This is a genomic window from Dietzia natronolimnaea (assembly GCF_002289575.1).
In the GTDB taxonomy this organism is placed as follows: Bacteria; Actinomycetota; Actinomycetes; order Mycobacteriales; family Mycobacteriaceae; genus Dietzia; species Dietzia natronolimnaea_A.
Genome location: NZ_NTGA01000014.1, coordinates 82027 through 102537 on the forward strand (window position 1 = coordinate 82027; position 20511 = coordinate 102537).

Here is a 20511-nt window from a genome sequence, read left to right on the forward strand (position 1 = left end):
CTCCTCGCCGGGTTCGCCCTCCTGATGGACCGGTTCGAGGCCTCCATCCTTGCCGAGCCGGAGCAGATCGAGAGCTGACCCACCCCGGTCGCCGCGGGTTGGTCACACCGGGGGCACCGGAACGGCTACAGTGGCTCTCGCCACACGCACGCCATGGCGCGGACCTCGTTCGTCCTCGCCCGAACGGGAGGGTCACGGACTGTGACGATAGATCGCCGCACGGACCAGTCGGCCGACGACGTACTCACCCGGGCCGGCATCTTCCAGGGTGTCGAGCCCGCGGCCATCTCGGCGCTGCGTGCCGACCTGACCCGCGAGGAATACTCGAAGGGTGATGTGATCATCCGCGAGGGCGAGCAGGGCGACAGCCTCTACATCGTCACGTCCGGCAAGGTGAAGCTCTCCCGCAAGGCGCCGGACGGTCGCGAGAACCTGCTGTCCATCCTCGGCCCCTCGGACATGTTCGGTGAGCTGTCGATCTTCGACCCGGGCCCGCGCACCTCGTCCGCGGTCTGCGTCACCGACGTCTCGGTGCAGTCCATGGACCGCTCCGCCCTCAAGCGGTGGATCTCCGAGCGGCCCGAGATCTCCGATCAGCTGCTGAGGGTGCTCGCCCGCCGTCTGCGCCGCACCAACAACAACCTCGCCGACCTCATCTTCACCGACGTGCCCGGTCGCGTGGCCAAGGCGCTGCTGCAGCTGGCCCAGCGCTTCGGCACCCAGGAGGGCGGCAACATCCGCGTGACGCACGACCTCACGCAGGAGGAGATCGCCCAGCTCGTCGGCGCCTCCCGCGAGACGGTCAACAAGGCCCTGGCCGAGTTCGCGCACCGGGGCTGGCTGCGCCTCGAGGGCAAGAGCGTCATCATCTCCGACACCGAGCGCCTGGCCCGCCGCGCCCGCTGAGGCCCGCCGCGCCCGCCGAGGCCCGCCGCGCCCGCTGAGGCGCGCCGCGCCCGCTGAGGCGCCCGGTTCCATCGATAAGAGCGTTCCGCACACATCCCTCGAGAAGGGATGAGCGGAACGCTCTTTTCGATGGGGGCCGGGCCGGGCCGGGGCGTGGGGCGGGCCGGCTCGATGGGGGCCGGGCCGGCAGGACTAGCCGGACCGGTCCAGGTAGCGCAGGGCCACGAGGGTGGACTGCTCGGCCACCTTGAGCAGGAACGGCGAGACGTCCCGGTAGATGTGCTGCGTGATGAGCTCGGCGGACGCGTCGGGACCCAGCACGTCCCGGGCGGCCGCGATCTGCTCGAGCCGGTCCCGCCGGTGACGGGCCAGCACCTGGGCGGCGCGAGCGGTATCGGCCACATCCGGACCATGGCCGGGGATGCCCACCACGCCGTCGGCGCGGGCGGCCAGCTGGTCGAGGCTCTGCAGGTAGTCCCCCAGATCGCCGTCGGTGGAGTCCAGAACGGTCGAGTCGCGACCCAGGATCGTGTCGCCGAGCACCACGCAGTCCGCCCGAGCGGTGAACCCGGCACCCGCGGGACGCACCTCGAGGCTGATCGAATCCGCGGTGTGCCCGGGTGTGGCCAGCACGGTGAGGTCCAGCCCGGCGGCGTGGATCACCTCGTCGTCGTCGCCCTCCGTCACCAACGGCGCCGCATCGCGGCAGTACGTCTCCCCGACCGCCCGGACCGGTGCGCCGGTCAGCGCCCGGAGGTGGTCGATCCCGCCGGTGTGGTCCCCGTGTCGATGGGTGATGACGACGAGCTCGATCTCCCCCACGATCGCGGCGATCCGCTCCGCGTGCGCGCGATCGTCCGGCCCGGGGTCCACCACCACGGAGGTGCGCGAACCCGGGGCCCGCAGCACCACCGTGTTGGTCCCCTCGAAGGTCATCTCCGAGGGGTTGTCGCAGAGGATCACCCCGGCCAGGTCGGTGACGGGGCGCAGGGTCTCGTACGCCGGGAACGTGATCGGGGCCAGACCGCCGCTCATCGACATTCTCCGTCCCAGACCATCGCCCGGTCCTATCCCTCGACCTCGACGATGAGCTCGACCTCGACGGGCGCGTCGAGCGGCAGCTCGGAGACCCCGACGGCGGAGCGGGCGTGGACGCCGGCGTCGCCGAAGATCTCACCCAGCAGATCGGAGGCGCCGTTGATCACCGCGGGCTGGGCGTTGAAGCCCGGGGCCGACGCGACAAAACCGACGACCTTGACGATCCGCACCACCGAGTCGACGCCCACCAGGCCGTCGACCGCGGCGAGCGCGTTGAGGGCACAGGTCCGGGCGAGATCGGCCGCCGTCTCCGGGGAGACCGCGGCACCGACCTTGCCGGTCGCGGCGAGAGCGCCGTCGATCATCGGCAGCTGACCCGAGGTGTAGACGTAGGCGCCCGTCCGCACGGCGGGCACGTAGTTCGCGAGCGGGGGGACGACGGTCGGCAGGTCGATCCCCAGCTGCTCGAGCTTGCGGGTCCAGTAACCCCCGCCCTCGCCCTCGGGCATCAGAGCTGACGCTTGAGGTAGGCGACGTGCTGCTCGCCGGTGGGCCCGGGCAGCACGGAGACCAGCTCCCAACCGTCACCGCCCCACTGGTCGAGGATCTGCTTGGTGGCGTGGGTGAGCAGCGGGACCGTCACGTACTCGAACCGGGCTGCGGGGGTGGATTCGCTCATGCCCCCACTCTAGGGAAGTCGCGGGCGGCCCGCGCGACGTGGTGGAACCGCTTAGGGTGGACCGCATGCCGTCCACCGACACATCAGGAACGCAGTCGACCACGTCGACCACGTCGAGTCAGTCGACCGAGTCGAGTCAGTCAGTGAGGTCGACGATCGCCGACGAGCTGTCCACCGGCTGGTCCGACGCCTCCGCCCGCGCGGACCTCCACTACGTCTCCGGCAAGGGGGGCACCGGCAAGACCACGGTCGCCACCTCGCTCGCGCTGGCGCTGGCCTCGACCGGAAAGCGCGTCCTGCTGGTGGAGGTCGAGGAACGCCAGGGCATCGCCCGGATCTTCGACCGCTCGCCGCTGCCGTACCGCGAGGAACTCGTGGCCCGGGTCGACGGCGGTGGCAAGGTGTTCGCGCTGGCCATCGACATCGAGGCCGCGATGCTCGACTATCTGGACACCTTCTACCACCTCGGGGTGGTGGGCAAGGTGATGAAGTCGGTGGGTGCGATCGAGTTCGCCACCACCATCGCCCCCGGCCTCAAGGACGTGCTCCTGACCGGCAAGATCTACGAGGTCGTCACGCGCCAGCACGCCAAGAAGGAGGTCGTGTACGACGCCGTGGTGGTGGACGCCCCGCCCACGGGTCGCATCGGCAAGTTCCTCGACGTGACCACCGCGATGGCGGACCTGGCCGCGGGCGGGCCCATCCGTCGTCAGGCCGATGCCGTCTCCGAGCTGGTCCACTCCCCACAGACCGTCGTGCACCTGGTGACCCTGCTCGAATCGCTGCCGGTCCAGGAGACCATCGAGGCGATCGAGGAGCTTCGGTCCCACGATCTGCGGGTGGGTCAGGTGATCATCAACCGGGCGGAGACCCGGCACCTCGACGACGCCGCGCTGCAGCGGATCGCCGAGGAGGACATCGACGCCGAGGCGGTGCTGGCCGGTCTCGAGGAGACCGGTGTGGAGCTCGACGACGAGGGCCTGCAGGGGCTCCTGGTGGAGGCCATCGAGCACGCCCGCGTCGCACGCGGACAGCTCAAGGCCGGCGAGACCCTGACCTCCTCCGGCTGCCCGACCCTCGTACTGCCGGCCCTGCCCAACGGCGTCGAGGTCTCCGACCTGTATGACCTCGCCTCCGCCCTCGCCGACCAGGGAGTGCACTGATCATGACTCGTCGTCTCGACATCACCGGACTGCTCACCGACCCCGCGACCCGGGTCGTGGTCTGCACCGGCGCGGGCGGGGTGGGCAAGACCACCACCGCCGCCGCGGTGGCCCTGCGCGCCGCCGAACTCGGCCGCGACACCGTGGTCCTCACCATCGACCCGGCCCGGCGCCTCGCGCAGGCGCTGGGGATCGACGACCTCTCGAACGAGCCGTCCCGCGTGGATTTGGGACCGGAGCACGCGGAGTCGGACGGCTCGTTGCACGCGATGATGCTCGACATGCGTCGCACGTTCGACGAGCTGGTCACCGCCAACACCACGCCCGAGAAGGCGCAGTCCATCCTGGACAACCACTTCTACAAGACCATGGTCACCTCGTTCGCGGGGACGCAGGAGTACATGGCCATGGAGAAGCTGGGGCAGCTGCTCGACGACTCCACGTGGGACCTCGTCGTGGTGGACACCCCTCCGTCCCGCAACGCGCTGGACTTCCTCGACGCCCCGCGCCGCCTGGGTGCCTTCATGGACAGTCGTCTCATGCGGGTGTTCGCTGCGCCCGGCCGCGGGGTCGGCCGGTTGATGACCGGCGCCATGAGCACCGCCATGCGGGGGGTGTCGGCGGTTGTCGGGTCCTCCATGCTCAAGGACGCCTCCGAGATGGTCGTGGCCCTGGACTCCACCTTCGGCGGGTTCGCCACGCGGGCCTCCCGCACCCAGGCGATCCTGCGCCGCAAGGGCACCGAGTTCCTGGTGGTCTCCTCCGCGGAACGACCCGCCCTGCGCGAGGCCGCGTTCTTCACCGAACGGCTCTCCGAGGAGTCGATGCCGCTCGCGGGGGTGGTGATCAACCGCACGCACCCGCGGCTCACCGACCTGACGGCCGAGCAGGCGTGTGCGGCCGCCGACCGCTTGGCGGGGAACCCCGAGGCCGAGGCGGTGCTGCGGATCCACGCCGACCGGGCCGGCACGGCCAAGCAGGAGGTCCGCCTGCTGGAGTCCTTCACGGACACCCATCCGGACGTGCGGATCGTGGGAGTGCCCTCGCTGCCGTTCGAGATCTCCAACCTGGAGGCGTTGCGCTCGGTGGGTGACCAGCTCTGCGGGTAGACCGGGGCCGGGCCTGAACGGACGACGCGACCCGCGGCGGGAGCCGCGGGTCGCGTCGAGGTGGGGGTGGGGTACGCCGGTGGGGTGCGGAGCCGGTGGGCGTCAGTAGATGACGGTGTGGCGCTCGATCTGCTGCGCGAAGAAGTCGGCCCAGGATCGCACCTCGGGGTGCTGCTTGAGCAGGGCGCGCCGCTGACGCTCGGTCATCCCGCCCCAGACCCCGAACTCCACGCGGTTGTCCAGCGCGTCGGCACGGCACTGCAGCAGGACCGGGCAGTGGCGACAGATGGAAGCAGCCTTGCGCTGCGCGGCGCCGCGGACGAAGAGCTCGTCCGGGTCGATGTCCTTGCACCGGGCCCGGGCGACCCACTCCTGGCGCCCCTCCCCGATGATCGTCTCCTCGGAACCGAGGGGATTGCTTGAACCGGGGCGGACCCCGGCGTCGTCGGTCCGGGAGGTCCCGGGAAGGGTGGCCGTCATCGAAGTACCCCTGTCTGTGTGGAGTCGCGGACGGGTCTGCCGCACACGCCTCCGGCCTTCTGGACCCGCCCGGCGCGGCGAGCCCACGGTGTCCGCGGGAGCCTCCCGGCCGTGAGGTCCGTCACACAACCTCATCCGGGTCCGAAACGTCCCGCGTTCTCTAATATTGTTACCGCAGTCACACAACAGAAGTAAAGAGTCGTGTGCGACGGAGGCCTCGCGGGGTGGCGGGACGGGGGTGTTCACGTACTCTTGGCCCCGTGTCGGCTATGAGTTCGCTGGGAAAGCTGGCCGCGACCTGTGTCGCGGCCGGGGTGGTGGCGGCCGGGTCATTGTTCCCGATCGCCGGGGCGGCGGGCCTGGCCTCAAACAAGATGGCGGACTCCCTGTCCGGGACCTCGGCGGACCTGATCAAGGGCGATCTCCCGTCCATCTCCACGGTCACCGACTCCGAGGGGACACCGATCGCCTGGTTGTACGACCAGCAGCGCGTGGTGGTCCCGAGCGAGCAGATCTCGCAGAACATGAAGCTGGCGATCATCGCGATCGAGGACCGCCGGTTCGCCGACCACAACGGCGTGGACTGGCGGGGCACGATCCGCGCGGCGCTCACCAACGCCACGTCCGGCGACGTCCAGCAGGGCGCCTCCACCATCGATCAACAGTTGGTGAAGAACTACCAGTTCCTCGTCTCCGCGGAGAACGACGCCGAACGGCGCGCCGCCGTGGAGACCACCCCGGCGCGCAAGATCAAAGAGATCCGGATGGCGCTCACGCTGGACGCCGAGATGAGCAAGGACGACATCCTCAGCAAGTACCTCAACCTGATCTCGTTCGGCAACGGCGCCTTCGGCGTCCAGACCGCGGCCCAGACGTATTTCGGGGTCGACGCCTCCGAGCTGACCGTGCCGCAGTCCGCCATGCTCGCCGGGATGATCCAGTCCACCAGCATGTTCAACCCGTACGCGAACCCCGAGGACACCAAGGACCGTCGCGACACCGTCATCGACACCATGGTCCAGACCGGCGCGATCTCGCCAGCCGAGGGCGCGTCCTTCGCGGCCGAGCCCCTCGGCGTCCTGGAACGCCCCAACTCGTTGCCCCGTGGCTGCATCACCGCCGGCGACCGAGGGTTCTTCTGCGACTACGTGCTGGATTACCTGGACCAGAACGGCCTGAGCCGCGAGATGGTCCAGGAGGGCGGGTACACCATCCGCACCACACTCGACCCGACCGTCCACGACTCGGTCCAGCGGTCGCTCAACACCTACGGCAACCCGACGGGCCAGGGCGTGGCGCAGGTCATGAGCGTCGTGCGTCCCGGCCGGGATTCCCACAAAGTCGCGGCGATCGCCTCGAGCCGCCAGTACGGCCTCGAGCTGGGCGACAGCCAGACCGTCCAGCCCCAGCCGTTCTCGCTCGTCGGGGACGGCGGCGGCTCGGTGTTCAAGGTCTTCACGGTGGCCGCGGCCATGGAGAAGGGGATGGGGACCAACACCACGTTGTCGGTCCCGCGCCGCGTGCAGGTCTCCGGACTGGGTGCCGGTGGCGCCCGCGGATGCCCGCCCGCCCAGTACTGCGTCGAGAACGCCGGATCGTACCCGGCGTCACTGTCCGTGGCGGACGCGCTCGCCCAGTCGCCCAACACCACCTTCGTCAACCTCATCAAGGACGTCGGCGTCGCCCCCACCGTCGACATGGCGGTACGCCTCGGGATGCGGTCGTACGACCGAAAGGGCACCGCGGCGGACGGCGACTCGATCGCCGGGTTCATCAAGAAGAACAACCTGGGATCGTTCACCCTCGGCCCCACGGCGGTCAACGCCCTGGAGCTGTCCAACGTCGGGGCCACCCTCGCCTCCGGCGGAACCTGGTGTCCGCCGAGCCCCATCGAGTCGATCACCGACCGCACCGGGGCGCCGGTCGAGCTGAACGAACCGGGGTGCGAGCAGGTGGTCGAGCCCGGGTTGGCGGACACCCTCTCGGTGGCCCTGTCCAAGGACCACGTGGGAGCCGGCACCGCCGCGGGAGCGGCGGGGGCCGCCGGATGGGGCCTGCCCATGTCGGGCAAGACCGGGACCACCGAGGCCAACCGCTCCTCGGCGTTCCTGGGGTACACCAACAACTACTCGGCCGCCGTCTACGCCTTCAACGACGGCACCACCACGAGCGAGCTGTGCACCAGCCCCCTGCGCCAGTGCGCGTTCGGCAACCTCTTCGGCGGTCTCGAACCGGCCAACACCTGGTTCTCCGCGTTCACCCCGATCGCCCAGATCTACGGCCCGGTCCAGCTGCCCGCACCTGATCCCGCCTATCAGGCCGGCACCAGCGGCGCGGCGATGCCCGATGTCGAGGGGATGAGCCAGTCCGCGGCGACCTCCCTGCTCACCGCCGCCGGATTCGTCGTCAACACCCAGTTCGTCTCCGGCACCGGACGCCCCTACGGCACCGTCGTGGGGCTCGACGGCGGGACCGGGATCCCCGGATCCCAGGTCACCCTCCGCGTCTCCGACGGCTCAGGGGGCGGCGGCGCCGCGACCCGGAGCACCGACGGCCAGGAGGCCTCGGGTCCGGGGGCCGCGATCGGGGACGAGCCCGTCGTGCTGAACGTCCCCGGTCTGGCGCCCATCACCATCTCCCCGCCGAGGTAAGCGCTGCCGGGTGGCGCCTTCACACGGGCACCGCCGGTAGGATGGTGGGATGCAGCGCCCCTCCCGCCGGCCCCGGAGCACCCCGTCGAGCCCCTCCGCCCGCGCGGCGGCCGTCCTCGCGGGCGCGGTCGTGGCGGGCACGGTCTACGCGTCCGGATGGGAGCGCAACGCGTTCACCGTCCGTCGTCACTCCCTCCCGCTGCTCGCGCCGGGCTCGGAGCCGCTGAAGATCCTGCACATCTCGGATCTGCACATGATGCCCGGTCAGAAGCGGAAACAGGAGTTCCTCGCGGCCCTGGCCCGATTGGAGCCGGATCTGGTGCTCAACACCGGGGACAACCTCTCTGATGTGCGCGCGGTGCCGTCCGTCGTGCAGGCGCTCGGTCCTCTGCTGGGCCGGCCGGGGGCGTTCGTGTTCGGCTCCAACGACTACTACGCGCCGGTACCCAAGAACCCCCTGTCGTACCTCGGCGTCGGACGGAAGAAGCACTCCTCCGTTCCGCTGCCGTGGCGGGACCTCAAGGCCGCGTTCTCCGAGCGTGGATGGGTGGACGCCACCCATCGGCGCGCGGAGATCTCCGTGGACGGCCGTCGCGTCCTGGTGGCGGGGGTCGACGACCCGCACATCGGTCGCGACCGCTACAGCGAGATCGAGGGACCCGCCGGTCCGGCGTTCGACCTGCGGATCGGCCTCGTCCACTCCCCCGAGCCCCGGGTGCTCGACCGTTTCGACGCCGACGGGTACGACCTCGCGGTGGCGGGCCACACCCATGGTGGGCAGCTCTGCCTCCCCACTGGGGCGATCGTCACGAACTGCGGCATCGACCGCTCGCGCGCCCAGGGACTGTCCGCCTGGGGCCGGAACCTGGTCCTGCACGTGTCCGCCGGACTCGGCACCTCGCCGTACGTGCCGGTCCGGACGTTCTGCAGACCAGAGGCGACGCTGCTTGAGCTGGTCGCCGGGCCCGGCGGTGGCGGTGAGGAGGCCTCGGTCCCCGAGACGCCGTTGCGCGAACGGATCCCGCTGCCGGCCTGACCCGGTTCCGCGCGTCACCCCGGTTTCGCGATACACCCCGGTTTCGCGATTCATCCGGCGGGGCGCTAGAGTATCCCTCGTTGTCAGCGGGGTGTGGCGCAGCTTGGTAGCGCGCTTCGTTCGGGACGAAGAGGTCGTGGGTTCGAATCCCGCCACCCCGACAATGCGAGGTCCCGGGCCGTTCACGGTCCGGGACCTCGCTCATTTGTGGGGCAGGGGCGGACCCGGACCGGCGCACAACCGAGTCGCGACGACCACGCTTCCGGTGCACGTCGGCGTAACAGATCCGTAGGGTTGTGTCATGACCACCGAGACCGACGTCCAGAACGCCCCGGCCCCCGGCGCGGCGGCCCCCCAGCCGGCCAGTGCGGGGCACTCCCACTACGGCCGGATCACCACGACCGGCCAAGGGGACCCCGCCCTCGCCGCAGGACTCCAGAAGGTTCTGGACGGCCGCTGGGCGGACGCGCGCCGGATGACGCGCGAGGCCATGACCCCTGACATGCTCAACCCGATCGGGGCGACGATGGAGGAGCACCGCGCGCGGGTGCTCGAGCAGATGAGGCTCCTCGCCGACTCGGGTCTGCCCGGGTTGGGGTTCCGCACCGAGGACGGCGGCACAGGGGACACCGGCGGGGCGCTGACCTCCTTCGAGATGCTCGGCCACCTGGACCTGTCGCTCATGGTCAAGGCGGGCGTGCAGTGGGGCCTGTTCGGTGGGGCCATCGCGAACCTCGGGAACGCCGAGACGCGCGGCAGGTACCTGCCGAAGGTCATGTCGCTGGACCTGATGGGATGCTTCGCCATGACCGAGCTCGGTGGAGGCTCGGACGTGCAGAACCTCGAGACCACCGCGACCTTCGACCGCGACACGGGCGAGTTCGTCGTCCACTCCCCCACTCCGAGCTCGGAGAAGTGGTACATCGGGAACGCCGCCCGCGACGGTTCGATGGCCGCCGTGTTCGCCCAGCTCATCACGCATGACGAGGACGGCGAGGAGGTCCACCACGGGGTCCACTGCCTGCTGGTGCCGATCCGGGACGAGGACGGCAACGACCTCCCGGGCGTCACCACCACCGACCACGGCCACAAGGGCGGACTGCTCGGCGTGGACAACGGCAAGATCATGTTCGACCACGTGCGGGTGCCCCGCGAGGCGCTCCTCGACCGGTTCGGCGCCGTGGACGCCGAGGGCCGGTACTCGTCGCCCATCGATTCGGTCGGCGCCCGCTTCTTCACCATGCTCGGCACGCTGATCCGCGGCCGCGTGTCGGTGGGGGCGGCCGCCGGCGCCACCGCCCGGACCGCGCTGGCCATGGCGGTGCGGTACTCGCTGATCCGCCGCCAGTTCGACCACCCCGAGACGGGCAAGGGCATCCCGCTGCTGGAGTACCGCGAGCACCAGCGACGCCTGATGCCGCGGATCGCCCGCGCGTACGCCTACGCGTGCGCCCAGAACGCGATCGTCGCCGACCTGCACGACTTCGAGAAGAACCCGGACGCCTTCGACGCCGAGCGTCGGCGCGAGATGGAGTCCCACGCCGCGGGCATCAAGGCCACGGTGACGGGGTTCGCCAACGACACCATCATCGAGGCCCGCCTCGCGTGCGGCGGCGCCGGGTACATGTCCGAGAACCTGCTCACCGAGATGCGCAAGGACTGCGACGTCTTCTCCACGTTCGAGGGCGACAACGTCGTGCTCACGCAGTTGGTGGCCAAGGAGTTGCTCGGCGCCTACGCCGCCGAGTTCGGGGACATGGACCAGCGCGAGACCGTGGCCTTCGCCCTGACCACCGCGGTGGACGTGGTGCAGGAGAAGGCGCGTGCGTCGACGCTGTGGCAGAAGCTCATCGACACCGTGACGGACCGGGAGAACACCGACCTGCTCGACCGCGCCAACCAGCTGGAGCTGCTGGTCGACCGGGAGGAGCACCTGCTGGAGACCGTCGCGCGCCGCCTGCGCAAGGCCCAGGGCGAGGACGGCTCGGCGGCGTTCAAGGTGTTCAACTCGGCGCAGGACCACATGCTGCAGGCCGGGCGCGCGCACATGGACAGCTGGGTGTTCGCCCGCTTCGCCGAGGCCGTGGACGCCTGCGAGGACCCGGAGGCCAAGGAGGTCCTGGGAACCTTGTGCGATCTGTACGTCCTGGACATCGTGGACCGCGACAAGGGCTGGTTCCTCGAGCACAACCGCCTGACGACCGAGCGCACCAAGGCCGCGACCGCCGCCCGCAACCGCCTGTGCACCAAGCTCGCGGGCAAGGCGCGGACCCTGGTGGACGCGTTCGCGATCCCCGAGTTCGTCTTTGACGTCCCGATGCTCACCGACGGCGGCGTGGACGCCCCACTCGAGACCTGATCGAGAGCCGGCCAGCGCGACCGACGGGCCGCCGGCCGCAGATCCCGGACGCCATACCGGCGCACAGGGCCACCGCGGCCAGCACCGCGGCACCGGTCCACGCCACCGTCGGCGAGCCACCCAGCAGAACAGCGTCGAGGGCTGCGGTGGCCTGACCGGTGGGGGTGCCCGACACCGCCGTGAGCGCGGCGGTCGGGGCACCCCCGGACACCCACACCCACCAGGCGACCCCGATCGAGGTGGCCGCCACGAGCAGACCCGCCACGCGGCCGGGCCACCGGCCGAGCACGACCGTCAGTGCGTGCCAGAGGGTCGACGAGGCGACGACGACGAGGACGATCAGTCCCACGACGGCCGCCGCTGTCGCGGCGGTCGGCGCGTCGGCGGTGGCGAGGGCCCACGCGGACAGGCCCGCGGACAGGACCGCCAGGGCGAGGACCGGTTCGGTGAGACCGGAGCCGGGCCGGCGGACCAGCTGCACGAGCAGCGCCCCCAGCACCGCCGCCGCGGCGAGGGCGAGGATCCCTGCCGAGGTGCGGCGCTGGGTGGCGTCGGCGGCCTCGGCGGCGGCCGCCCCGGCGTCTCCTCGTTCGGCCGCCAGCGCCCGTCCGGCCCTGCTGACCGCCGCGTCGGTCCGTTCCGCGGATCCGGCCACCCCGGCGGCGCCGTCGCGGAGTTCCACGGTCCCGGCGGCCAGTTCCGCGGCGCCGTCCCGCAGATCGTGCGATCCCCGGGTCAGCTGGAACACACCGTCACGCAGGGGTGCGCCCGGGGCGGAGAGCTGGCGGGCGAGCTCGTCGGCCCCACCCTCCAGCGCGTCGAGTCCGTCGAGGGTGCCCTGTCCCATCCCCTGGGTGGCGAGCTGCTGGCGAAGGCCGAGGAGCGCCTCCCTGGCGCGGACCACCTCGGGGGCGTCGCCCTGTAGGCGCCCCAGCGCGTCCTCGATGGCCGTCGAGACCTGCCCCTGGATCACCGCCACCCCACGAACCGCCCCGACGACCTCCCGCACCCCGCCGGCGACCTCGGTCGCACCGCTGCCCGCCTGGCCGATCGCCGACTGGAGTTGGTCCATCCCGCCCGCGAGCTCGGCGCCACCCGCTCGCATCTGTTCGGCCCCGTCCGCCAGCTCGGCCGACCCGTCCCGGAGTTGCTCCGCCCCGGCTCTGGTGAAGGTGGACTGGGCCGAGGCGTCGGCGAGTGCGGACTGCAGGGGCCCACCCGCACCGGCGCGGTCGGGGTCCTCGGCCGGGGTCGGACCGACGGCAGCCCACAGCGCGGCCAGGACCAACGGCAGGACCAGCACCACCAGCGCCAGCGCCCGCCGGCCGGGCCCCGGTGCGTCCGGGGTCGCGGCGACCGGCTCACCCGCCGGGTCACCCTCCCGGTCGTCGGTGTGGTCGTCGGCCCGGTCGTCCACGGGCTCATCCGCCGGGTCGTCCGTCCTGTCGGCTGCACTGGGGATGGGGGGCATGCCGTGGATGGTAGTGATGTAGAGCACCCGTTCCCGCAGGTCATTCGGCATGCCCCTCAATCCTGCTCGAATCCGCCGCGATCGGGAGTGTTAACCTGGGTCGGCGGGCTCGGTTCCCACGGGTCTGTTCCGACGCCCACCCCGACCACCACCGGAGCCAACGGCACGTGACCTTGACCCTCGCCCTCGCAGTGGCCTTCGGCATCGCGGCGATCTCACCGTTGCTGGCCCGCATGATGGGGCGGGACGCGGGGCGGCCGCTCGCCGCCATGCTCGGTGGCCTCGCCCTGTACATCTGGTTCGCCATCCCCGTCGACACCGTCGCGTCGGTCGAGTGGATGCCCGCACTCGGGGTCGAGCTCCGTCTGTCCCTCGATCCGCTGGCCCGGGTGTTCACCATGATCGTCCTCGGGATCGGGGCCGTCGTGATGGCCTACTCGTCCCGGTATCTCGGACGCGGCTCGGGCCACGGTGGGTACTACGGCCTGATGACGCTGTTCGCGGCGTCCATGCTCGGGCTCGTCCTGGCGGACGACGTGGTGGTGCTCTTCGTCGCGTGGGAGTTCACGACCCTCTGCTCGTTCTTCCTCATCACGCTCGCGGGGCCCAAGGGCACGCAACCCGCCGTACGGACTCTGCTCGTCACCGTCGCCGGCGGGCTCTGTCTGCTCACCGCCGCGGCGCTCATGGTGGTCCGCACCGGTACCACGGTCCTGTCGGAGATCCTGGTCGATCCGGTGTGGTCGGCCGACCCCGCCTTCGCCGCCGTCATCGCGGTGCTCATCGCCATGGCCGCCTTCACCAAATCCGCGCAGTTCCCGTTCCAGGCGTGGTTGCCCGACGCGATGGTCGCGGCGACCCCGGTCAGTGCGTACCTGCACGCCGCCGCGATGGTCAAGGCGGGCATCTACCTGCTGCTGCGGTTCTCCGAGGCGCTGCACGACGTCCCGGTGTGGAACCTGCTGCTCATCAGCTGCGGGATGACCACCGCGGTCCTCGGCGCGGTGTTCGCCATGCAGCGCGACGACCTCAAGGAACTGCTCGCCTACTCCACGATCAGCCAGCTGGGGTTCCTGGTGGCGACGATCGGTGTGGGCACCCCGGCCGCCATGGTCGCCGCGATCATCCACACCATCGCGCACGCGCTGTTCAAGTCGTCCCTGTTCATGTTCGTGGGCGTGGTCGACCACCAGACCGGCACCCGCGCCATGAGCGGCCTGCCGCGGCTGTACCGCATCATGCCCGGCACCGCGATCGGTGTGGGGCTGGCCGCGGCATCGATGGCGGGGCTGCCCCCTCTGCTGGGCTTCGTGTCCAAGGAGTGGATGTTCAAGTCCATGCTCGACGCGCCGGGAGGCGCGTGGGCCGGTCCCGCGCTCGGCGCCCTGGCGGTGTTCGCCGCCACGTTCACCTTCGCCTACTCCGCGCGCTTCCTGCTCGGCGGGTTCGTCACCCACGGCCCGCCGGCGGGTCCCGGGCCCGAGCCGGTGCACAGCACCCCGGAGACCATCGAGGCCCCGCGTGCCTCGTTCTTCCTCCCCGCCGCCCTCCCCGCGGTGCTGGGACTGGTGCTCGGGCTCACCGGGTTCCTGCTCGAACCGACGGTCGCGGCCGCCGCCCGCGCGTCGATCGGGGAGGGCTACGAGGCCGATTTCGGACTCTGGCACGGGTTCGCGCCCGAGCTGTTCATGTCGATGATCGTGATCACGCTGGGAATCGTGCTGGTCGTGGTGCGCCACCCGGTCGACCGCTTCCTCGACCGCGAGCTCGCCCCCATCACCGGTGTGGCGACGGTCGACGCCCTGCGCCGCTGGGCCATCGCGGGCGGGGCGCGCGTCGGCGACGTCACCCGCACCGACCGGATCTCCCGGCACGTCTGGGCGGTACTACTGGTGCTGGTGGCCCTGGCGGCCGTCGGAGTCGTGGCGGTCCGCCCCGAGCCCGAGGTGGGCTCACCCGTCCGCGCGGAGGACTGGATCGTGGTGGTCCTGCTCGTCGTGGGCACCGCGGCCATGGTCATCTCCCGCTCCCGGCTCGGCGCCGTCGCGAACGTCGGGATCGTCGGCTTCGCCATGGCGCTGTGGTTCTTCACCCTGGGCGCGGTCGACGTGGCGCTGACCCAGCTCCTCGTCGAGGTCCTCACCGTCGTCGTCATCGTCCTGGTCCTCCAGCGGCTGCCCCGCGCCTTCCACACGGTCTCCCGCTCGCGCACGCTCGTCAGCGCGGCGGTCGCGATCGTGGTCGGCCTCGCCTCGGGCGCGGCGGTGTGGGCCATGACCGGTCGCCGGGAGCTCTCCGAAGTCGGCCGGTACTTCCTCGACAACGCCGAAGAGGACACCGGCGGCATCAACGTGGTCAACACCGTCCTGGTCGACTACCGTGCCCTGGACACCCTCGGCGAGCTCACCGTTCTCGGGGTCGCCGGGCTCGCGGTGATCCTCGCGCTGCACGCCAGGCGCGCCCTGCCCCGCCGCGAGGTGCCGCTCGCCGTCGGTGCGGACTCGCCCCTGCTCTCCGCGCGGGACAACGGGGTCTTCCTGCGCACGTTCGCCCGCATCCTCGGCCCCCTGATCGTGCTGCTCTCGCTCTACTTCCTCGTCCGCGGCCACAACGCCCCCGGTGGAGGGTTCAACTCGGCGCTCATCGGCGGGGCCGGGATCGCGATCTACTACCTGCGGGCACCGAGCGACGAGGCGGCGCGGATCCGCGTGCCGTACGTCGGGGTCATCGCGGCGGGCGTCATCATCGGCGTCGTCACGGGCCTGGCGGGCTTCGTCGACGGCTCGTTCCTGCTCCCGCTGCACGCCTACCTCGGTGACGTGCACCTGACCACCGCGCTGGTCTTCGACGTCGGCGTCTACCTGGCCGTGCTCGGCGTGATCATGGCCGCGATCGACAAGCTCGGCGGGGACGACCGGAGCGATGAGCCCGCCGTGCCGTCGCCACCGCCCACCGGTCCGGGTGCCGAGGCCACCGCCCCGGCCGCCACCGAGGACGCGGATCGGGTCATCGACGTCACCGACAACCGTGACGTCGCCGACAACCGGGAGGTACAGGCATGACCCTCGCGATCTCCGTCGGCGTCCTGATGGCCGGCTTCGTGTTCCTCGTCCTGCAGCGCGGGATGGTCCGGGTGATCCTGGGCTTCATCCTGCTCAGCCACGCGGCGCACCTCACGCTCATGGCGGCCGGCGGCGCGTCCCGCCGAGAGGCGCCGCTGGTGACCGACCCTGACCCGGCGCTGACCTCCGACGGTCTGCCGCAAGCGTTCGTCCTCACCGCCATCGTCATCGCGTTCGCCATCACGATCTACCTGCTCGTGCTGGCGGTGATCGGTGGTGACGACGACGACACCGACATCGGCGACCTCGACCACCTGGACCTCCTGCCCGAGGCCCCGGGCGGCGCCCACCCGGAGGACCCGGAGCCCGACGAGCCGTCGACCCACGACGCGGAAGGGGCCCACCGATGACCCTGGAGTCCGCCCTCACCCTGTTCGTCGCCGTCCCGCTGTTGACGGCGGGAGTGCTCGTCGCGGTCGCCTCGAGGACCCGGCTGATCCTCACCGTGCTGTTCGCGGTGCTCGTGGCGCAGTTGGCCGCGGCCGTCGCCACCGTGCGGTGGGTGGCGGACGGCTCGGTCGTGGTGCACCAGGTCGCATTGTGGGCACCCGGGGTGTCCATCCCGTTCGTGCTCGACATGTTCTCCGCGCTCGTGCTCACGGTGACGAGCCTGTTGACGCTCACATGCGCGGCCTTCGCGGTCGCGGCCGGCGAGGCCTACAAGAGGTTCTACCCTCCGCTGGTACTCCTGGTGACCGCCGGCGTCAACGGCGCTCTGCTCACCGGGGACCTGTTCAACTTCTTCGTCTTTGTCGAGGTCATGCTCCTGCCCTCCTACGGGCTCATGATGATCACCCGATCCGGGCGGGCGAGCGTGGCCGGCGTCGCGGCCTCGCGCCTCTACATCTCGGTGAACCTCCTCGCCTCGACCATCCTGTTGATCGGGGTCGCGCTGATCTACGGGCTCACGGGGACCGTCAACATCGCCCAGCTCCACGGCGCCGCCTCGGAGGACACGGCCGTCGCGGTGGCCACCGCCCTCGTGCTCTTCGCGCTCGCGATCAAGGCGGCGGTGGTCCCCGTGCACGGGTGGCTGGCGCGCGCGTACCCCAAGATGTCCCCCGCGGTCACCGCGATGTTCTCCGGCCTGCACACCAAGATCGCGATCTACGCGATATACCGCATCTACGCGGTGATCTTCGACGGCGACTCGCGCTATCTGTGGGTGGGGGTCGTCGTGTTCTCGGCGACCATGCTGATCGGCGTGCTCGGCGCCGTGGGCGAGGCCGCGCCCCGCTCGATCCTCGCGTTCCACATGGTCAGCCAGATCGGCTACATCCTGCTGGGAGTCGCGCTGTTCGGCCCCATCGGCCTCACCGCCGGCATCTTCTATCTGCTGCACCACATGATCGTCAAGGCCGCGTTGTTCCTGGCGATCGGCGCGATCGAGGTGCGCTACGGACCCCGGCGGCTCGGGCAGCTCTCGGGTCTGGCCAAGACCGAACCCCTCATCGCGATCGCCTTCTTCGCCTCCGCGATGTCGCTGGCCGGGATCCCGCCCTTCTCCGGTTTCGTGGCCAAGCTCAGCCTGATCATCGCAGCCCTGGACGCCGGCCAGATCGCCGCCGCGGCCGTCGCGGTGGTGGTGAGCATCCTGACCCTGCTGTCGATGCTCAAGATCTGGACCGGGATCTTCCTGGGCGAACCCACGCCCACCGACTCCCGCACGCTCCCGGAGGGTCTGGACCCGGCGTACTCGGACGCGACGGGCATCCCCGACGGCAGGGACCGCGACGGGCGGCACCGCGACGGCGTCGAGATCACCGCCGCCGCTTCGGGCGCCACGGCGACCGCCACAGCGGCTCGGGCATCCACCACCGCCACTGACACCGCCGCCGCCACCGACACCTCGGAAGCCGGCTCGCCCGACCCGGTCATCGTGCCCCCGGGCCGCCGGATCGGCCTGGCACTGGCGGCGCCCGCCCTGGCGTTGTCCGTGGTGACGCTGGCGTTGGGCCTGGGGGGTCAGCTCCTGCTCGAGCTGTCCGGGACCGCCGCGGCCAACCTCTACGATCCGACCACCTACATCCAGGCGGTGCTCGGATGACCTCCACCCTGACCTGGCCACTGCGGATCGCGTGGTTCCTGCTCTGGTTCTTCTGGCAACAGACCACCACCAGCGCGAAGGTCGTCCGCGACGCCTTCCGGCCCCACGCCTCGATCACGCCGGGCTTCGTGCGGTTCCCCACCAGGTGCCGCAGCGAACTCGAGGTGACGGTGCTGTCCTCCCTCATCACCCTGACGCCGGGGACCCTGACCCTGGGCGCGCATCACCCCGGGGACGGTGAGGACTGGGAGATCGTGGTCCACGGCATGTACTTCCCGGATCCCGACGACCTGACCGCGTCGCTACACGATATGGAGAACCACATGCTGCGGGCGATCCGGAGGAAGGGGCTGGCCCGATGATCGTCGTCGACATCGCCATCGTCCTGGTCTCCATCGCGGCGATCCTGTCCTCCTACCGCATGATCCGCGGCCCCCACGCTGGGGACCGCGCCATCGCGGCGGACCTGCTCTTCTTCGCGTTCATCGCCCTTCTCGCCCTGGTCGGCGTGAGAGTGGACAGCCCCTTCGTCTACGACCTGGTCCTGGTCGCGACACTGGTTGGCCTGGTCTCCGCCCTCTCGCTGGCCCGACTCATGTCCGGAGGTAGGCGATGAACTGGGAACTGCTCGCGACAGTCCTGGGATCGGTCTCCGTCCTCGTCGGCGCGGTGGTGTTCCTCGGCGGCGCCATCGGTCTCCTGCGATTCCCCGACCTCTACGTCCGGTCGTCGGCCATCGGTGCGGCCGCCGGGCTCGGGCTGGTCTTCGTGATCGCGGGCGCCTTCCTGCTGCACCCCACCTGGGAGGCCGCGCCCAAGGTGGCGGTGGCCGCCCTCCTCCAGTTCGCCTCCTCGGCGATCGGCGCGATGTACATCGCGCGCGCCGGGTTACTCTCCGGGGCCGCGCCCACCACCGCGACCCGCTACTCGCAGATCGAGTTCACGACCGGGCCACCGACCGACTCCACGGAGGTGACACGAGATGACTGACCCACGCGATCTCGCGGATGATCCCGCAGCACCACCGACCGACGCCACCGGGTTCGCGCTCATCGACGCGTCCGTCGATGACGACGCCTCCTACGGCGAGATGAGCCTCGACGAGGCGACGCGGCGCCTCGCCAGGCTGCGCGCACGCGGCGACCTGCGAGCGGCCTCCCACCTCATGGACTCGCTCCCCGACCAGGTCGTCGTGGACATGTTCGAGCGCAGCACCGACAGGGACCTGGCCGTCGCGTTCCGCCTGCTGCCCAAGGGACGCGCGCTCGTGGTGTTCGAGGCCCTCGACGCCCCGGTGCAATCGGATCTTCTCCGGGGCCTGCGTGAGGAGCAGGTCGCCCACCTCTTCGAGGAACTCGACCCCGACGACCGCGTGGCGCTCATGGACGAGCTCCCGGCCCTCGTCGCCACCCGCCTCCTCCGCGGCCTCCCTCCCGAGGAACGGGCCCTCACCAACGAGATACTCGGCTACCCGGCCGGCTCCATCGGCCGAAGGATGACGCCGGAGTTCGTCTCGGCACGACCCGAGATGACGGCCGAGCAGGCGCTCGCCAGGGTCCACGACCGGCTCGCCGACGTGGAGACCATTTACACGATCCCCGTGGTGGACCAGGGCCGCCGACTGATCGGAGTGGTCGGTCTGCGCTCGCTGATGGGCGCGGATCCCCGCGAGCTCGTCGGGGACCTCATGAACGACGCCATCTCGATCCACGCCCGGGCCTCCGAGGAGGAGGCCGCCCGTCTCAGCGCGGACGAGCGGGTGATCGTCCTGCCCATCACGGACGAGGAGGACCGCCTCGTGGGCATCCTCACCGTCGACGACGCGCTGCGGATCCTCGAGGACGCCGAGACCGAGGACGCGGCCCGCCAGGGTGGCGCCGAGCCCCTTCGTCGGCCGTACCTCTCCACGCCCGTCCGGTCCATCGTCCGCTCCCGCGTGGTGTGGCTGCTGGTGCTCGCCCTGGGCGCCGCGCTCACCGTGCAGGTGTTGGCGGTGTTCGAGACCACCCTGGAGCAGGTGGTGGCGCTGTCGCTGTTCGTGCCGCTCATCATCGGTACGGGCGGCAACACCGGTAACCAGGCGGCCACGACCGTCACGCGTGCGCTGGCGCTCGGCGACGTCCGGCCCCGCGACGCCCTACGGGTGCTCGTGCAGGAGGTACGGACCGGGTTCATCCTGGGCCTGGCTCTAGGCGGCGTGGGTCTTCTCGCCGCCGGGTTCATCTTCGGTTTCGACTTCGGTCTGGTCATCGGCCTGACACTGCTGGCGTTGTGCACCATCGCCGCCACCGTGGGCGGGCTCATGCCGCTGCTCGCGCAGTCCGTCAAGGCCGACCCCGCCGTGTTCTCCAACCCGTTCATCACGACGTTCGTGGACGCGATCGGGCTGATCGTCTACTTCCTCATCGCCCGCTCCGTGCTGGGGTTGTAGTGCACGGTCCCGCGTCAAG

Annotated in this window: 18 protein-coding genes and 1 tRNA gene; 14 read left to right on the forward strand and 5 right to left on the reverse strand. The window is 70.9% G+C overall.

Annotation, left to right across the window (positions count from 1 at the left end; genetic code table 11):
- The first annotated feature begins 201 nt into the window (after positions 1-201).
- Positions 202-906, forward strand: a complete 705-nt coding sequence (locus CEY15_RS08020; protein ID WP_017838335.1) for a Crp/Fnr family transcriptional regulator — start codon at positions 202-204, stop codon at positions 904-906.
- 192 nt (positions 907-1098) lie between these two features.
- On the opposite strand, the gene CEY15_RS08025 is transcribed toward CEY15_RS08020, so the two are convergent.
- Genes CEY15_RS08025 through CEY15_RS08035 form a run of 3 tightly spaced genes read right to left on the reverse strand, consistent with a single transcriptional unit; the run spans position 1099 to position 2623 of the window.
- Positions 1099-1941 (reverse strand): MBL fold metallo-hydrolase, encoded by an 843-nt coding sequence (locus CEY15_RS08025; protein WP_017838336.1) that lies wholly within the window; start codon positions 1939-1941, stop codon positions 1099-1101.
- Between the two features lie 32 nt (positions 1942-1973).
- Positions 1974-2453 (reverse strand): RidA family protein, encoded by a 480-nt coding sequence (locus CEY15_RS08030; RefSeq protein WP_095717989.1) that lies wholly within the window; start codon positions 2451-2453, stop codon positions 1974-1976.
- Complete coding sequence (locus CEY15_RS08035; protein WP_017838338.1) at positions 2453-2623, reverse strand: hypothetical protein; 171 nt, start codon at positions 2621-2623, stop codon at positions 2453-2455. The genes CEY15_RS08030 and CEY15_RS08035 overlap by 1 nt, the downstream gene beginning before the upstream one ends.
- Positions 2624-2766: 143 nt before the next feature.
- Here CEY15_RS08035 and CEY15_RS08040 point away from each other — a divergent pair, with 143 nt between their 5' ends.
- Together CEY15_RS08040 and CEY15_RS08045 are read left to right on the forward strand one after the other, a co-directional pair.
- The gene (locus CEY15_RS08040; RefSeq protein WP_042330277.1) at positions 2767-3786 is read left to right on the forward strand and encodes an ArsA-related P-loop ATPase; all 1020 of its coding nucleotides are present in this window, start codon (positions 2767-2769) and stop codon (positions 3784-3786) included.
- 2 nt (positions 3787-3788) lie between these two features.
- Entirely contained in the window at positions 3789-4895 is a 1107-nt protein-coding gene (locus CEY15_RS08045) for an ArsA family ATPase (RefSeq protein ID WP_017838340.1), read from the forward strand.
- A gap of 102 nt (positions 4896-4997) precedes the next feature.
- Here CEY15_RS08045 and CEY15_RS08050 read toward each other — a convergent pair whose 3' ends face one another.
- Positions 4998-5375, reverse strand: coding sequence for a WhiB family transcriptional regulator (locus tag CEY15_RS08050; protein ID WP_017838341.1), 378 nt, complete (start codon positions 5373-5375; stop codon positions 4998-5000).
- 269 nt (positions 5376-5644) lie between these two features.
- Between CEY15_RS08050 and CEY15_RS08055 the strand changes: the two genes are divergently transcribed.
- The 4 genes from CEY15_RS08055 to CEY15_RS08070 all read left to right on the forward strand — a co-directional run bounded on the left by CEY15_RS08055 (position 5645) and on the right by CEY15_RS08070 (position 11421).
- Complete coding sequence (locus CEY15_RS08055; RefSeq protein ID WP_095717990.1) at positions 5645-8026, forward strand: transglycosylase domain-containing protein; 2382 nt, start codon at positions 5645-5647, stop codon at positions 8024-8026.
- A 49-nt stretch (positions 8027-8075) separates the two neighbouring features.
- Positions 8076-9062, forward strand: a complete 987-nt coding sequence (locus CEY15_RS08060; protein WP_017838343.1) for a metallophosphoesterase — start codon at positions 8076-8078, stop codon at positions 9060-9062.
- An 87-nt stretch (positions 9063-9149) separates the two neighbouring features.
- Positions 9150-9223: transfer RNA gene (locus CEY15_RS08065), tRNA-Pro, on the forward strand.
- Between the two features lie 140 nt (positions 9224-9363).
- Positions 9364-11421 carry an acyl-CoA dehydrogenase gene (locus CEY15_RS08070; RefSeq protein ID WP_095717991.1) on the forward strand — a complete coding sequence of 686 codons (2058 nt, stop codon included), beginning with the start codon at positions 9364-9366 and terminating at the stop codon, positions 11419-11421.
- Here the strand turns inward: CEY15_RS08070 and CEY15_RS08075 are convergent.
- Positions 11384-12892, reverse strand: a complete 1509-nt coding sequence (locus CEY15_RS08075; protein ID WP_245847403.1) for a hypothetical protein — start codon at positions 12890-12892, stop codon at positions 11384-11386. The genes CEY15_RS08070 and CEY15_RS08075 overlap by 38 nt on opposite strands.
- Positions 12893-13059: 167 nt before the next feature.
- Between CEY15_RS08075 and CEY15_RS08080 the strand changes: the two genes are divergently transcribed.
- The 7 genes from CEY15_RS08080 to mgtE are packed head-to-tail and all read left to right on the forward strand — an operon-like array spanning position 13060 to position 20492.
- On the forward strand, positions 13060-15954 hold the full coding sequence (locus CEY15_RS08080; RefSeq protein WP_095717993.1) for a DUF4040 family protein: 2895 nt from the start codon (positions 13060-13062) through the stop codon (positions 15952-15954).
- Entirely contained in the window at positions 15951-16364 is a 414-nt protein-coding gene (locus tag CEY15_RS08085) for a sodium:proton antiporter (RefSeq protein ID WP_095717994.1), read from the forward strand. Before CEY15_RS08080 ends, CEY15_RS08085 begins: the two co-directional genes overlap by 4 nt.
- Entirely contained in the window at positions 16361-18061 is a 1701-nt protein-coding gene (locus CEY15_RS08090) for a monovalent cation/H+ antiporter subunit D family protein (RefSeq protein WP_095717995.1), read from the forward strand. Before CEY15_RS08085 ends, CEY15_RS08090 begins: the two co-directional genes overlap by 4 nt.
- Positions 18058-18423, forward strand: a complete 366-nt coding sequence (locus CEY15_RS08095) for a Na+/H+ antiporter subunit E (protein WP_017838349.1) — start codon at positions 18058-18060, stop codon at positions 18421-18423. Before CEY15_RS08090 ends, CEY15_RS08095 begins: the two co-directional genes overlap by 4 nt.
- Positions 18420-18677 (forward strand): monovalent cation/H+ antiporter complex subunit F, encoded by a 258-nt coding sequence (locus tag CEY15_RS08100; RefSeq protein ID WP_017838350.1) that lies wholly within the window; start codon positions 18420-18422, stop codon positions 18675-18677. Before CEY15_RS08095 ends, CEY15_RS08100 begins: the two co-directional genes overlap by 4 nt.
- Positions 18674-19051, forward strand: a complete 378-nt coding sequence (locus CEY15_RS08105) for a cation:proton antiporter (protein WP_095717996.1) — start codon at positions 18674-18676, stop codon at positions 19049-19051. Before CEY15_RS08100 ends, CEY15_RS08105 begins: the two co-directional genes overlap by 4 nt.
- Positions 19044-20492 carry a magnesium transporter gene (gene mgtE, locus CEY15_RS08110; protein WP_017838352.1) on the forward strand — a complete coding sequence of 483 codons (1449 nt, stop codon included), beginning with the start codon at positions 19044-19046 and terminating at the stop codon, positions 20490-20492. The genes CEY15_RS08105 and mgtE overlap by 8 nt, the downstream gene beginning before the upstream one ends.
- Positions 20493-20511: the final 19 nt, after the last annotated feature.